This is a genomic window from Streptomyces sp. NPDC126497, assembly GCF_040302425.1.
Taxonomy (GTDB): domain Bacteria; phylum Actinomycetota; class Actinomycetes; order Streptomycetales; family Streptomycetaceae; genus Streptomyces.
On sequence record NZ_JBEORT010000151.1, the window covers coordinates 1 to 12,159 of the forward strand.

The window sequence follows — 12,159 nt, forward strand, 5'->3', positions numbered from 1 at the left end:
GGCGCCAACGCGGAGCGTCGGCAACTGACGACAACGCGGCAGATGCGCGTGCCAAGCCCCGCGACGCCGACATGATCCAAACGAGAGGCCCTAGGAGGACCATGGCATCGCACACCCCGGCGGCCGACTACGTCGAGGACGTCTCGCCCGGCCGCGGAACCCTGCCCCCGCTGTTGTGGGACGCGAGCGTGGGGGAGCTCCAGACGCCCTGCGTCCGCCCGCAGGAGAACGGCGCCCGTGCCGGCGTGCGCTGGGCGGAGATCGGCGGTCTGCGGGTCGACGGCGAACCGGAGTTCCGGTTCACGGCCAGGCCCTGGACCACCGGGCGGCTGGACGCCGCCCGGCACCGCACCGACCTCGTCCCCGGCGACACGGTCCGGGTCCACCTGGACCACCGGCTGCACGGCATCGGCTCCCAGTCGTGCGGCCCGGGCCCGCTCCCCCGGTACCACCTGTGGCCCGGGCCCGCGGAGTTCTCCTTCGTCTTCTCCCCGCCGCGCGGCTGACGCAGCTCAGTGGTCCGCGCAGCAGGGCGTGGGGTCCGGGACCTCGAACGGCACCAGGGCGCCGCCCCGGGCCGGAGTGGCGGCGAGGACGAGTTCGTCCCGCTGCCACTGCGGCCGCACGTGGTCCCGGGTCACGACGCGCGTGTCCGGGCCGGGCGGCTCGGGCGTGCCCAGGACCCTCACGCGGGCGATCGCGGAGCGGGCGAGCAGCTCCGCGACGGTCAGCGTGCCGGTGAGGGCGGAGACACCCGGGTAGAGCACCGCGCGCCCCACCTCGTCGGGCAGGCCCGGGGAGACGGCTCCGTACTCCGCGAGCCGCTCCCGGAGGGTCTCCGGGAGCGGTCGCGAGGACGGGGACAGCGACACGACGACGCGCGGACGGTCGTCGCGCACCAGGTGGGTGCAGCCGAACACGTCCTCCGGGAGGCCGAGTCCGGCCGCCATCCGGTGCAGCAGGCGGTCGGCGTCGAGCAGGTCCCCGATGCCCGCGTCCACGGTGAGGGCGTGCGGCGTCACGACGGCAGGACCCACACCGGGTTGGAGTAGAACCACAGGTCGCGCCACGGGTCGGCGTCGCCGACGACGTCGAGGGCGGGGCCCGCCGGGTCGACCTTCGCGCCCATCGCGCCGACGGCGGTCCGGTTGCCGTCGGTGCCGCGCAGCCGGACGTACACCGGGCGGTCGACGCGGCCGAGGTCGAAGGTGACGCGGACGGTGCCGGCCGTCTTGCCGACGTCGTACGACCGGGCGACCCGCGCGGTGGGCGCGGTGAAGGTGTCCTTGTCGGCGACCGGGCCGGTCACATCGCCCTGGACGACGTCCACGCGGGCGAGCTTGGGGGTGAACCCGGCCCAGTTGGGGCCGCCGGCGAGGGCGATGTCGGCGGTCAGCGTGACCCTGGTGCCCTTGCGCACGTGCAGGGCGCCGCCGAGGGTGGCCCAGCGGCCGCCGCCGGAGACGCGGACGTCGAGGCCGCTGATGAGCTGGCCGTGGTCGACCCAGATGCGGCCGGCGCGGATGCCGTCCATGACGGCGGCGTAGGAGAAGCCGTCGGCGCCGACGTGGGTGCGGCTGTACTGGCCGGGCCAGTAGTCGTTCTCGGTGAGGTCGATCCGTCCGGCGTAGACCGGGTCGTCGTAGCGGCCGTTGGCGTTGAAGTCGCCGCCGCCGCGGGCGGCGGTGTCGCCGTACACCTGGTGGGAGTCGGAGTTGGCGGTGATCCACCAGGGGCGGCCCTCGGCCAGGAGGCTGTCCCACAGGCCGCCGACGGTGGCGGTCATCCAGTCGAAGCCGCCCCAGGTGCGGTAGCTCTCCAGCGGGTAGCCGGCGAAGGAGTTGGCGCTCGGGCCGCCGTCGTAGATGCCGCGGGCCCCGCCCGGGCCGAGCGGTGCCGGCAGACCGCCCGCCTGGTGGCCGGGGGCGCCCTCGAAGCCGACGGCGATCCGCCGGTCGCCGGTGGCGTCGCGCCAGGCGCGGATCTCGTGCGGGGAGTCGATGCCCTTGCGCGCGGGGTGGTTGGCGAGCATCAGGGCGTCCTTGACCTTGCGCCGCCTGACCTGCTCGGCGAGGAAGTTCAGCCCGGCGACGGCGAGCGCCTCGTTGGCCGGGGTGGAGGCGGTGGCGCCCTTGACGCCGCCGTCGTAGTCGGTCTCGAACTGCTTGAGGACGGAGACCTCGCCCGGACCCGGGTGGACGAAGACGGTGCCGTGCTCGGCGGCCGGGATGCTCCACTCCAGGCCCTGGAAGACGAGGGTGTCCCCGTAGGCGGCGCGGGCCTCCTTGATGTCCGGGTTGACCTTCTCGACGCCGATCCTGGCGTGGGTGGTGCTGCCGTGGTCGGTGATGACCAGCCAGTCCATGCCGTGCCGGGCGCCCTGGCGGACCTGGTCGACGACGCGGTACTTGCCGTCGCTGCTGTACTGGGTGTGGATGTGGTGGTCGCCCGCCAGCCACAGGAAACCCCTGCTCCTGCTCCTGCCGCGGCCGCCGTCACCCGCCGCGTACGCGGGCGTGGCCGCGCCGGCGCCGGCGGAGAGCACCGTGCCGGCCGCGAGGCCCGCGCCGAGCAGCCCGGCCCGGCGCAGCAGCGTACGGCGGGACCTCTGCTCGGGGTTCAGCGCCTCGTCGGGCACCGAGGTGTCGAAGGCGGCGGGCAGCGGGGCCGTCGTCTCGTGCCGGTGGTCGTGTCCGTGATGGTGGTGAGGGTGTCCGTGTGCGTGCCCGTGACCCATGAAGTGCCTCCTCGGTACCGCGGCGCAACGACGCCGCGTGGGGAGGATCAAGGAAGCGTGTGAACGTTGAACGACGTGCGGGTGAGCGGCGCATGCCCCGGACGCGGCGGCTCGCCCCCGTCCGCTCGGTAGGCTGGGCGCCTCCTGTCGGGTTTGCTTCGGAGGCCCCCATTCCCCGTGCCGGACTCACCGCCGACCGTCTCGTCGCGGCCGCCGTCGACCTCGCCGACGAGGCGGGCTACGAGAACGTCACCCTGTCCGCGCTGGCCCGGCGTTTCGGCGTGCGGGACGCCAGTCTGTACGCACACGTGCGGGGCCTGCGGGACCTGCGCACCCGGATGGCCCTGCTGGCGGGCGGGGAGATGACCGACCGGATCGCGGCGGCGGTCGCCGGCCGGACCGGCAGGGAGGCGCTGGCCGCCTTCGCGAACGCCTACCGGGAGTACGCCCTGGCCCACCCGGGCCGTTACGCGGCCACCCGGATCCCCCTGGACCAGGCCCTGGTCTCCGACTCCCCCGTGATGCGCCGCACCGCCGAGGTCACCTACGGCCTGCTCCGGGCGTACGGCCTGGACGAACCCGGCCTGACCGACGCCGTGCGCCTGCTGCGCAGCACCTTCCACGGCTACTGCGCCCTGGAGTCCGCCGGCGCCTTCGGCGACCCCCGGGACGTCCGGGCCTCCTGGGACGTGACGGTCGAGGCCCTGCACGTCGCCCTGGTGAACTGGCCGCGCCCTTCGGCGAGCTGACCGCCGGGGCGCGTGCCGGGGTCACCCGGGGGAAGCCGTGCCGCCGCTCCCGCCGCGGTTCCGCCGGCTCAGCGACTGGACCTCCTCGTACGACGGCGTCGTGCCCTTTGGCCCCCGGCCCGCCCTGACGGCGGCCGCCGCCTCCACCGCCGCGCCCAGGGCCCGCCGGTACAGCAGCGAGCCGAGGCTGACGCGGCGGACGCCGAGGTCGGCGAGGCGGGGGACGGAGGGGCCGGCGGGCGAGTGGAGGACGTTGAGGGGGACGCCGGCCAGGCCGCGCACCAGGCCGGTGATCTCCCGGGGGCCGGTGAGGCCGGGTACGAACACGCCGTGCGCGCCCGCTTCGACGTAGGCGTCGAGGCGGCGGGTGGTGTCCTCGCCGTCGGCGAGCCAGTACGTGTCGGTACGGGCGTTGACGAAGAGGCCGGGGGCCGCCGCCCGGACGGCGGCGATCTTCGCCGCGTGCCGGTCGGCGGGACCCAGTCCGTCCTCCAGGTTGATGCCGGCGGCGCCCAGCGCGTACAGCTCCCGGGCGAACTCGGCCACCTCGTCCGGGTCGTCGCCGAAGCCGCCCTCCGCGTCCACCGAGAGCAGGAACGGTCCCGGGCCGAGGGTACGGGCGAGCCGCAGCGTCTCCTCGCGGGTGGCCGCGGCCCCGTCGGGCAGCCCGGCCGCCGCGGCGGCGGCCAGACTGGTGGTGCCGACGGCCCGGAAGCCGTGCGCGGCCAGGAGGTGCGCGGAGGCGTGGTCCCAGGCGTTGGGCAGCAGCAGGGGTTCGTCCGCGTGGTGGAGGTCGGCGAAGGCGCTCATGACAGGTCTCCGACGGCATCGGCGTAGTAGACGGACTCGGTGAGGTGGCGGGCGAGTTCGCGGAAGCTCCAGCCCTCGCCGGGCGAGTCGTCGAGCTGTTCGTCGGTGAGCGCGTCGAGGCGGTTGGCCCAGACGCGGGCGAGCCGGGTGAGGCGGCTGCGGGCCTCGTCGAGGTCCTGCGGGGTGAAGGGGGCGAGGTCGGCCCCGGTGGTGATCAGGGAGGCGTGCCAGTGGTCGGGCTGCGGGTCCTCACCGGCGAGCCGGGCCTCCATCTCCGCGAGGTGGTCGACGAGGTGGTCGGCGACGCGGCGGATCGCCTTGTGCGGGGTGTGGAGGCGGCCGTCGGCGTGCGCGGGTTCGCCGTCCCAGCGGGTCCAGGTGGCGGCCAGCGCGAGGACGTGGTCGACCATGCCGGTGACGGCCGCGGAAGGGGTGGGGGCCGGTGCGTTCTCGTTCATGCGGCCACGCTAGGAGCGGGACGCTTCGGTGCCGGCCGAACCGTCCGTGCGCGGGTGGGCCCGGGGCGCCCCGGTTCCGGTCGGAGCGCCCCGGGGGTTCATCCTCTTCCGACCGCGCCCCGGGGCACCGGACGCAGGTTCAGCAGTTCTCGGCGGACCAGGTCCGCGTACACGGTGGCGCCGTGCGCGGAGGTGTGCGTGTTGTCCCGTTTCTCGTCGGTGAGGCACAGCGCCTTGGAGCCCTCCACGCCGGGGGACTCCACCAGCTCCTTGGTCCGCGCGGTGAGGTCGATCAGCGGGACGTCCCGGTCGGCGGCGACGGAGCGGACGACGGCCGGGTGATCGACGCCGAGTCCGTTGACCAGCAGGGCCGTGCCGTTGTCCAGGGTGCCGTCGGTGTTGAGCCAGCGCCGCACGACCGGGGGCACGAGGACCGGTTCGCCGCCCCGCGAGCGGGAGGTGTGGTCGGCGTTGCGGTGCTCGCCGAACCAGTAGTGGTACCCGCCGACCCCGAGGACGCCGCCGCCGTGGGCGTGCACGGGGTTTCCCGAACGGTCGGTGGACCGGGTGCCGTTGGCGATGGTCTGCGGGGCGGCCCGTGCGGGTCCCGCGGTGGCCGGCGCGCCGGCGAGCGCGAGACAGAGGGTGAGCAGCAGGGCGTGCGCCGTCTCATGTCACCCCCTCCCGGTGTCGGCCACGGGAACGCCGAAGTCGGGGGTGCCGTCCGCCTTCCAGCCGAGCCTCTGGATCCGGGTGTGCCGGTTGGGGTCGTCCAGCGGATCGCCGGTGATCTCCTTGTACGGGCGGGCGTGGTAGACGAGGACGTCGGTGCGGCCGTCCTCGGCGACGGTGAAGCAGTTGTGGCCGGGGCCGTACTGCCGGGTGGTGTCGTTGCTGGTGAAGACGGGGACGGGCGACTTGGCCCAGCTCGCGGGGTCCATGAGGTCGCTGTCCTCGTCGGCGGTCAGCAGGCCCACGCAGTAGTGGTGGTCGGTGGCGCTGGCCGAGTAGGTCATGAACAGCCGGCCGTTGCGGTGCAGGACGTACGGCCCCTCGTTGACGGCGAAGCCGACGCGCTCCCAGTCGTACTCGGGCGTGGACAGCCGTACTTGGGGACCGGTCAGGGTCCAGGGGTTCGCCATCTCGGAGAGCCAGACGGCGGTGTTGTTGTCCATGCCGGGTTCGTGCTGGGCCCAGGCGAGGTAGCGGGTGCCGCGGTGGGCGAAGGTGGTGGCGTCCAGGGAGAAGGTCTCCCACGCGGTCTTGACCTGCCCCTTCTCCACCCAGGTGCCCTTGAAGGGGTCGGGGTGGGCGTTCTCCAGGACCCAGATGCGGATCGCCCACACGTCCTCGGCGGGCGCGGCGGCGAAGTAGACGTACCACTTGCCGGCGACGCGGTGCATCTCCGGCGCCCAGATGTGGGCGCCCATGTCGCCGGTGGGGTGCGCCCGCCAGATCACGGACTCGGCGGCCCGGCCGAGTCCGCCCAGGGTGCGGGAGCGGCGCAGGACGATCCGGTCGTACTCGGGGACGGTGGCGGTGAAGTAGTAGAAGCCGTCGGTGTGCCGGGTGATGTGCGGGTCGGCGCGGCGGGTGACGAGCGGGTTCACGTACGGGGCCGCCTTCGGGGACGCGGCGTGGGCGGCGGCGGGGGCCGCCGCGGCCAGGGCGCCCGCGGCGAGGGCACCCTTCAGCAGGAGTCTGCGGGCGGGGGGCGGGGGAAGGTCGGGCAGGTCCTCGGCGGCGCGGCTCATGCGGTCTGCCTCTCGTGGGGGAGAAGGACGTCGTTCGTGATCCCGAACGACATCTGACATGACGAACGCCGACAAGGTAAGGGTGTGTCAGGGGGAGGTCAACGGGTCCGGCGCGACACGGGGGTGCCGGTCTTCACGCGGCGGGCGCGAAGGAGCGCATCTCGTCCCCGTCGGGCCCCACCACGCCGTAGGTGCCCTCGGGGACGGCGTTCCAGGCGCCGGGCAGGTCGCCCAGGGGTTCGGAGACGATGAGGCGGGCGTCGCCGGAGATCTCGCGCAGGAACGCCACGTCGGGGTGGAGGGAGCGCAGCGTCTCCACGCGGGTGCTGTAGAAGAGCGAGCGCGACTCCTTCTGGCTGGAGTAGCGGAACGCCCACAGGTGCACGCCGTCGGTCACCGAGACGGTCATCTGCAGCGGGAACTCCACGCCGTGCTCGTGGCCGACGCGTTCCACCAGGCCGGCCATCCGGGCGACGGCGCCGGGCGGGTCCTCCTCCAGACCGAGGGTCAGCGCCAGGTAGAACATCATCTCCGAGTCCGTGGACCCCTCGACGTACGGGAACAGCTCCGGGTCGACGGCCAGCGCGAGGTCGCGCCGGAGCCGGTGGAACTCGGCGATCGCCCCGTTGTGCATCCACATCCAGCGGCCGTGCCGGAACGGGTGGCAGTTGGTCTGCTGCACCGCCGTGCCGGTCGAGGCCCGGATGTGGGCGAAGAAGAGCGGCGAGACGACGTGCTCCGCGATCTCCCGCAGGTTGCGGTCGCTCCACGCCGGGCCGATGTCCCGGACGACGGCGGGGCTGTCCTTGTGCGACGCGTACCAGCCCACGCCGAACCCGTCGCCGTTGGTCGTCTCGACGCCCATCCTGGCGTGCAGGCTCTGGTCGATCAGTGAGTGGACCGGTTTGTAGAGGATGCTCTCCAGCAGGATGGGGGTGCCCGAATAGGCGAGCCAACGGCACATGTCCACCGCCTTCCCGGCCGCGAGCGCGACCGTCGTGTCACGGGCCGTCCTCCCGCCGCCCCAGGGCGAGCCGCACCACCCGCGGCCGGTCGGGTGCCCCGCTCCCCCACCGGGTACGCACCGCGCCGGCGGTCCGCACCGCTCCCGAGTGGGCGAGCGTCCACCACAGTCCCACGGCCGCCAGGGCCGGTCCGGCGAGGCCGAGCAGCGCCCGGAGCACACTGCGCAGGCCGGCGGCCACGAGCGGGACCAGGACGCCGGCCGCGAGGGCGGGGAGGGCCAGTCGCGCCCGTCCCGTGCCCTCCCGGCCGGCGGTCCGCACGGAGCCCCGGCTCAGCGTTCGGCGCCGCCGTGCGCACGCGGCACGCACAGCGCCCAGATGATGAACCCGGAGAAGGCGATCATCACGACGGACCAGACCGGGTAGTACGGCAGGGACAGGAAGTTGGCGATGACGAGGAGCCCGGCGATCGTCACGCCGGCGACGCGGGCCCACAGGGCCCCCCGGGCCAGGCCGAGGCCGACGAGCACGCCGATGGCGCCGAGCACCAGGTGGGTCCAGCCCCAGGCGCTGAGGTCGAACTGGAAGACGTAGTCCTGCGTCGTGACGAAGACGTCGTCCTCGGCGATGCCCATGACGCCCCGGAGGATGTCGAGCACCGACACGATCATGAGCGAGACGGCGGCGAAGACCGTCAGGCCCTCGGCCCACTGCCGCTTCGCCGACGGCGCGCGCGTGCCGGTCGCGGTGCGTGCGCCGTGCGTCGGGTGTGTCGCTGTCATTGCGGTGCCTCGATTCGGTGTCGTGCGGTCAGCGCCCGGCGGACGAGGCGAAGCGGTCCGGGTGCTCCGCCGGGCCGTGTCCGCTCAGGACCAGTTCCTTCGCCCTGCGGAACTCGTCGTCCGAGATGTCGCCGCGGGCCTTGATCTCGGACAGCCGGGCGAGTTCGTCGACGCTGCCGGTGCGGCCGTCGGCGCCCTTGGCCGTCTCCCGGACGTAGCTGTCGAAGGCCTCCTGCTGTGCGCGCGCCTGGGCGATCTCGCGGCGTCCCATGTTCTTGCCGCGGGCGATCACGTAGACGAAGACGCCCAGGAAGGGCAGCACGATCGTGAACACCAGCCAGCCCGCCTTGGCCCAGCCGCTCAGGTCGTCGTCGCGGAAGATGTCCATGACGACCCGGAAGAGCAGGACGAACCACATGACCCACAGGAAGAGGACCAGCATGGTCAGGAAGGCGCTCAGCAGCGGATAGTCGTACGCGAGGTACGTCGCACCCCTCATCCCACTCCTCCGTCCCGGGCCGCCCGTGCCCGATGTCCCGTGATGTGCCGGCCCCAGCGTGTGCGCGGCGGGGGACCGCCGCCTCACCCGGGGCGGGTGAAGTACCGCCCCCTCGGGGCCCGGTGCCTCAGCCGGTCCCCGCGGGACGGCGCGGCGTCCCCGTGGGGCCCGACCCGCGCAGCGCGGCCCGCCAGGCCAGGGCGACGGCGGCCTCGGCCAGTCCGAGCAGGACGAGCCACAGGCCGAGCAGCCGGGTCAGCGCCCGGGCCGATTCGGCCGGCAGGGCGAGGACGACGATCCCCGCGACGACGGCGAGCAGGGCCGCACCGAGGTGCGGCAGGTCCCGCGAGGCGACGGCCGTGAAGAAGACGAGCATCCCCGACACCAGCCAGACCACCCCGACGATCAGGGAGAGGGCGGCGATGGTCTGCAGGGGGTTGCGCAGGCAGAGCACACCGGCCAGGACGTACAGCACCGCGAGCAGGAGTTCGGGCAGCCGTGCGCCCCGCTCCTCCCGGCCGAGGACGCCGACGAACCGGAACGCCCCGGCCACCAGCAGGTACAGGCCGATGAGCACCGCGAGGACGTGCAGCGTGGTGTCCGGCCACACCAGCACGACGACGCCCGGCACGAGGGTGGCGACGGCTGAGGCGAGGATCCACTGCCAGGAGCGTCCGAGCGCCCCCAGGATCTCGGCGGGGCCGTCCGGCGGGCCGGGGGCCGCGCCGCCGGGCGGGTGCGTCCGGCCGGGGCCGGGGGCCGGACCGGGTGTGGTGCTCATGGTTCCTCCTCCCGCGCGGCGCGCCCGGGCCGCGGCGCGGGCGCGGGACCAGCCTTCCGCCCGGCCGCCGTCGCCGGGTCACCCGCGGCGGGTGATCCGGCCGGGGCGCGGGCGCGGTGGGATGGCGGCGAACAGTCGTCGTCCGGCGGGCAGTCGTCGTCCGCGGGGCAGGTGGGAGACAGCGATGGCCGTACCGAGTCCGTTCAGCGCCTCCCTCTCCCCGGCCGAGCGGGCCGCGTACGGCAAGGAGGCGCGCGGCCGTGCGCCGCGCTCGTCCCACGGCCGGTTCGAGGCGGCCCGGGACCGGCCCGACCCCGTCGACGTGGTCGAGCGGCAGTCGGCGACCCGGCTGCCCGAACTGGTGCCGGTCCGCTACGGCCGCATGCTCGAGTCCCCCTTCCGGTTCTACCGGGGAGCGGCGGCGATCATGGCGGCGGACCTCGGGCGGGCCCCGGACACCGGTCTGACCGTGCAGCTGTGCGGCGACGCCCACCTGCTCAACTTCCGCCTGCTGGCCTCCCCGGAGCGCCGTCTCGTCTTCGACGTCAACGACTTCGACGAGACGCACACCGGCCCCTTCGAATGGGACGTCAAGCGGCTGGCGGCGAGCCTCGCCGTCGCCGGCCGGGCGAACGGCTTCCCCGTCGAGGCGCAGGACGAGGCCGTGCGGGCCTGTGTGAAGGCCTACCGGCGGCGCATGCGGGAGTTCGCCGGCATGCGCACCCTCGACGTCTGGTACGCGCAGGACGACGCCGACCGGCTGCGGGAGCTCATGGCCTCGTCGACGGACCGCGAGGCCCGGCGACGCGCCGCCCGGGCGGCGGCGCGCGCCAGGACCCGCACCCACCTCCAGGCCTTCGCCAAGCTCACGCGGGTCGAGGACGGGGAGCGGCGCATCGCCCCGGACCCGCCGCTGATCACGCCGCTGGGCGGCCTGGTGGACGATCCCTCGACCGAGGGGAAGGCCCTGCGCGGGGTCCTGGACGGGTACGCGCGCTCGCTGTCGTCGGAGCACCGGCACCTGCTGGGGCGCTACCGTCCGGTCGACGCGGCCCGGAAGGTGGTGGGCGTCGGCAGTGTCGGCACCCGCTGCTGGATCGTGCTGCTGCTCGGCCGGGACGAGGACGACCCCCTGCTGCTGCAGGCCAAGGAGGCGCAGGAGTCGGTGCTCGCCCCGCACACGGAGGGCGAGCGGTACGACAACCAGGGCCGCCGGGTCGTGGCGGGGCAGCGGCTGATCCAGACGACCAGCGACATCCTGCTCGGCTGGACGCACGCCCTGGGCCTCGACGGACGCCCCCGGGACTTCTACGTGCGGCAGTTGCGGGACTGGAAGGGCATCGCCCGGCCGGAGACCATGGACCCGACGCTGCTGCGGCTGTTCGCGCGGCTGTGCGGGGCGAGCCTGGCGCGCGCCCACGCCCGTTCCGGCGACCCGGTCGCCATCGCCGCCTACCTGGGGCGAGGCGACCGCTTCGACCGGGCGCTCGCCGGATTCGCGCAGGCCTACGCGGACCTCAACGAGCGGGACTTCGCGGCGCTGGGCGAGGCCGTGCGGTCCGGCAGGGTGCGCGCCGGGAGTCCGTGACCCGCCGGCCGGGACCTCACTCCGGCACCTGGCGCATCTCCAGGACGCGCAGGCCCAGCGACTGGCAGCGGGCCAGCAGCCCGTAGAGGTGCGCCTCGTCGACGACGTGCCCGAACAGCAGGGTCTGGCCGGACATCGTCACGTGGTCGAGTTCCGGAAAAACCTTGATCAGCGGTTCCGAGAGATGTCCGTCGACACGGATCTCGTAGCGCATGAGCCGCTCCCCGGGTGGCCTGGGACAGGCGGGCCGTGCCCGTACCCTGCGATCGTCCGCCGCCGGGCGGCGGCCCGGCTCACCCCGTACAGGTGAGCGGCCGCCCGGCTCAGTGCTTCAGCCAGAGCTTGCAGGAGAGGATCACCAGGCCGAGGACCAGCACCCACAGGGTGGGCGCGACGGCGGTCAGGGCCGAGGCCGTGGCGTAGACGACGAGACCGCCGAGGCGGACGCGCCGCCGTCCGAGGACGTCCCCCAGCCGCCCTCCGATGATCATGAAGGCCGCCATGACCAGCGCGTACAGGGTGATGACGGCCTGGACGGCGGTGACCTCGGTGTCGAAGTCGTCGACCAGCCGGCTGACGGAGACGCTCATGGCCGACGTGTCGAGGACCATCAGGAACTGCGCGGTCCCCGGGACGATCAGCGCCCGCCAGTGGGCCATGGCGTTCCCTCCGTCACAGCAGGTCCAGTTCGCGGGCGCGGCGCACCGCCTCGTTGCGGCGGTTGACGGACAGCTTCCGGTAGACGTTCTTGAGGTGGGTCTTGACCGTGTTCACCGACACGTACAGGTCGGCGGCGATCTCCTCGGTGGACATCGCCAGGGCCAGCCGCCGCAGCACGTCGCGCTCGCGCCCGCTCAGCTCCTCCACGACCGGGGACGGCGGCCCGTACGGGCGCGGGGCCGGCCCGGCGCCGGGCGTGCGCCGGGCGGCCGGCGGCGGGGCCGTGCCCAGGTAGCGCCGGATCCACGGCCCGGCCTCGGCGAAGGGGCGGCGCAGCCGCTCCCGGCGCGCCTCCGCCAGCGCCCGCGCCACGAGC

General features: G+C 74.3%; 14 protein-coding genes and 4 pseudogenes. 3 read left to right on the plus strand and 15 right to left on the minus strand.

The window, feature by feature from the left end:
- Positions 1-176: 176 nt before the first annotated feature.
- Positions 177-506: pseudogene (locus ABTY20_RS33605) on the plus strand (beta-galactosidase small subunit-related protein); the annotation flags it as partial.
- A gap of 6 nt (positions 507-512) precedes the next feature.
- Here the strand turns inward: ABTY20_RS33605 and ABTY20_RS33610 are convergent.
- Both ABTY20_RS33610 and ABTY20_RS33615 read right to left on the minus strand, forming a co-directional pair.
- Positions 513-1,022 (minus strand): hypothetical protein, encoded by a 510-nt coding sequence (locus tag ABTY20_RS33610; RefSeq protein ID WP_352000936.1) that lies wholly within the window; start codon positions 1,020-1,022, stop codon positions 513-515.
- Positions 1,019-2,737: a PHP domain-containing protein gene (locus ABTY20_RS33615; RefSeq protein WP_352000937.1), complete on the minus strand. Its 1,719-nt coding sequence runs from the start codon at positions 2,735-2,737 to the stop codon at positions 1,019-1,021. The genes ABTY20_RS33610 and ABTY20_RS33615 overlap by 4 nt, the downstream gene beginning before the upstream one ends.
- 170 nt (positions 2,738-2,907) lie before the next feature.
- Between ABTY20_RS33615 and ABTY20_RS33620 the strand changes: the two genes are divergently transcribed.
- Positions 2,908-3,486 (plus strand): TetR/AcrR family transcriptional regulator, encoded by a 579-nt coding sequence (locus ABTY20_RS33620; RefSeq protein WP_352000948.1) that lies wholly within the window; start codon positions 2,908-2,910, stop codon positions 3,484-3,486.
- A gap of 21 nt (positions 3,487-3,507) precedes the next feature.
- On the opposite strand, the gene ABTY20_RS33625 is transcribed toward ABTY20_RS33620, so the two are convergent.
- The 10 genes and pseudogenes from ABTY20_RS33625 to ABTY20_RS33670 all read right to left on the minus strand — a co-directional run bounded on the left by ABTY20_RS33625 (position 3,508) and on the right by ABTY20_RS33670 (position 9,535).
- Entirely contained in the window at positions 3,508-4,296 is a 789-nt protein-coding gene (locus ABTY20_RS33625; RefSeq protein ID WP_352000938.1) for an isocitrate lyase/PEP mutase family protein, read from the minus strand.
- Positions 4,293-4,754 carry a hypothetical protein gene (locus ABTY20_RS33630; RefSeq protein ID WP_352000939.1) on the minus strand — a complete coding sequence of 154 codons (462 nt, stop codon included), beginning with the start codon at positions 4,752-4,754 and terminating at the stop codon, positions 4,293-4,295. The genes ABTY20_RS33625 and ABTY20_RS33630 overlap by 4 nt, the downstream gene beginning before the upstream one ends.
- Positions 4,755-4,852: 98 nt before the next feature.
- Positions 4,853-5,209 (minus strand): annotated as a pseudogene (locus ABTY20_RS33635) (SGNH/GDSL hydrolase family protein); the annotation flags it as partial.
- Positions 5,207-5,410, minus strand: a pseudogene (locus tag ABTY20_RS33640) (beta-xylosidase); the annotation flags it as partial. The pseudogenes ABTY20_RS33640 and ABTY20_RS33635, both read right to left, overlap by 3 nt.
- An 18-nt stretch (positions 5,411-5,428) precedes the next feature.
- A complete protein-coding gene (locus ABTY20_RS33645) occupies positions 5,429-6,508 on the minus strand; it encodes a glycoside hydrolase family 43 protein (RefSeq protein ID WP_352000940.1) in 1,080 nt (359 codons plus the stop codon).
- A 133-nt stretch (positions 6,509-6,641) separates the two neighbouring features.
- Positions 6,642-7,472 carry a class II glutamine amidotransferase gene (locus ABTY20_RS33650; protein ID WP_352000941.1) on the minus strand — a complete coding sequence of 277 codons (831 nt, stop codon included), beginning with the start codon at positions 7,470-7,472 and terminating at the stop codon, positions 6,642-6,644.
- 37 nt (positions 7,473-7,509) lie between these two features.
- Positions 7,510-7,794, minus strand: coding sequence for a hypothetical protein (locus ABTY20_RS33655; protein ID WP_352000942.1), 285 nt, complete (start codon positions 7,792-7,794; stop codon positions 7,510-7,512).
- A gap of 11 nt (positions 7,795-7,805) precedes the next feature.
- Positions 7,806-8,255 (minus strand): DUF7144 family membrane protein, encoded by a 450-nt coding sequence (locus ABTY20_RS33660; RefSeq protein WP_352000943.1) that lies wholly within the window; start codon positions 8,253-8,255, stop codon positions 7,806-7,808.
- A gap of 28 nt (positions 8,256-8,283) precedes the next feature.
- Positions 8,284-8,754 carry an SHOCT domain-containing protein gene (locus tag ABTY20_RS33665; RefSeq protein ID WP_352000944.1) on the minus strand — a complete coding sequence of 157 codons (471 nt, stop codon included), beginning with the start codon at positions 8,752-8,754 and terminating at the stop codon, positions 8,284-8,286.
- Positions 8,755-8,881: 127 nt separating this feature from the next.
- Positions 8,882-9,535 (minus strand): HdeD family acid-resistance protein, encoded by a 654-nt coding sequence (locus tag ABTY20_RS33670; protein WP_352000945.1) that lies wholly within the window; start codon positions 9,533-9,535, stop codon positions 8,882-8,884.
- Positions 9,536-9,719: 184 nt separating this feature from the next.
- Between ABTY20_RS33670 and ABTY20_RS33675 the strand changes: the two genes are divergently transcribed.
- Complete coding sequence (locus tag ABTY20_RS33675; protein WP_352000946.1) at positions 9,720-11,123, plus strand: DUF2252 domain-containing protein; 1,404 nt, start codon at positions 9,720-9,722, stop codon at positions 11,121-11,123.
- 16 nt (positions 11,124-11,139) lie between these two features.
- Here ABTY20_RS33675 and ABTY20_RS33680 read toward each other — a convergent pair whose 3' ends face one another.
- The 3 genes and pseudogenes from ABTY20_RS33680 to ABTY20_RS33690 form a co-directional block, all read right to left on the minus strand.
- Complete coding sequence (locus tag ABTY20_RS33680; RefSeq protein ID WP_085575256.1) at positions 11,140-11,337, minus strand: DUF8691 family protein; 198 nt, start codon at positions 11,335-11,337, stop codon at positions 11,140-11,142.
- 136 nt (positions 11,338-11,473) lie between these two features.
- Positions 11,474-11,782 (minus strand): annotated as a pseudogene (locus tag ABTY20_RS33685) (MFS transporter); the annotation flags it as partial.
- Between the two features lie 13 nt (positions 11,783-11,795).
- Positions 11,796-12,159: response regulator transcription factor (locus ABTY20_RS33690; RefSeq protein WP_352000947.1), on the minus strand; the 364-nt coding region annotated here is incomplete at its 5' end.

What these genes read in the sequence shown, in the direction of transcription:
- ABTY20_RS33645 (WP_352000940.1), bottom strand. Translation starts at nt 6,508, where the DNA reads ATGAGCCGCGCCGCCGAGGACCTGCCCGACCTTCCCCCGCCCCCCGCC.
- ABTY20_RS33615 (WP_352000937.1), bottom strand. Translation starts at nt 2,737, where the DNA reads ATGGGTCACGGGCACGCACACGGACACCCTCACCACCATCACGGACAC.
- ABTY20_RS33650 (WP_352000941.1), bottom strand. Translation starts at nt 7,472, where the DNA reads ATGTGCCGTTGGCTCGCCTATTCGGGCACCCCCATCCTGCTGGAGAGC.
- ABTY20_RS33625 (WP_352000938.1), bottom strand. Translation starts at nt 4,296, where the DNA reads ATGAGCGCCTTCGCCGACCTCCACCACGCGGACGAACCCCTGCTGCTG.
- ABTY20_RS33665 (WP_352000944.1), bottom strand. Translation starts at nt 8,754, where the DNA reads ATGAGGGGTGCGACGTACCTCGCGTACGACTATCCGCTGCTGAGCGCC.
- ABTY20_RS33660 (WP_352000943.1), bottom strand. Translation starts at nt 8,255, where the DNA reads ATGACAGCGACACACCCGACGCACGGCGCACGCACCGCGACCGGCACG.
- ABTY20_RS33680 (WP_085575256.1), bottom strand. Translation starts at nt 11,337, where the DNA reads ATGCGCTACGAGATCCGTGTCGACGGACATCTCTCGGAACCGCTGATC.
- ABTY20_RS33675 (WP_352000946.1), top strand. Translation starts at nt 9,720, where the DNA reads ATGGCCGTACCGAGTCCGTTCAGCGCCTCCCTCTCCCCGGCCGAGCGG.
- ABTY20_RS33670 (WP_352000945.1), bottom strand. Translation starts at nt 9,535, where the DNA reads ATGAGCACCACACCCGGTCCGGCCCCCGGCCCCGGCCGGACGCACCCG.
- ABTY20_RS33630 (WP_352000939.1), bottom strand. Translation starts at nt 4,754, where the DNA reads ATGAACGAGAACGCACCGGCCCCCACCCCTTCCGCGGCCGTCACCGGC.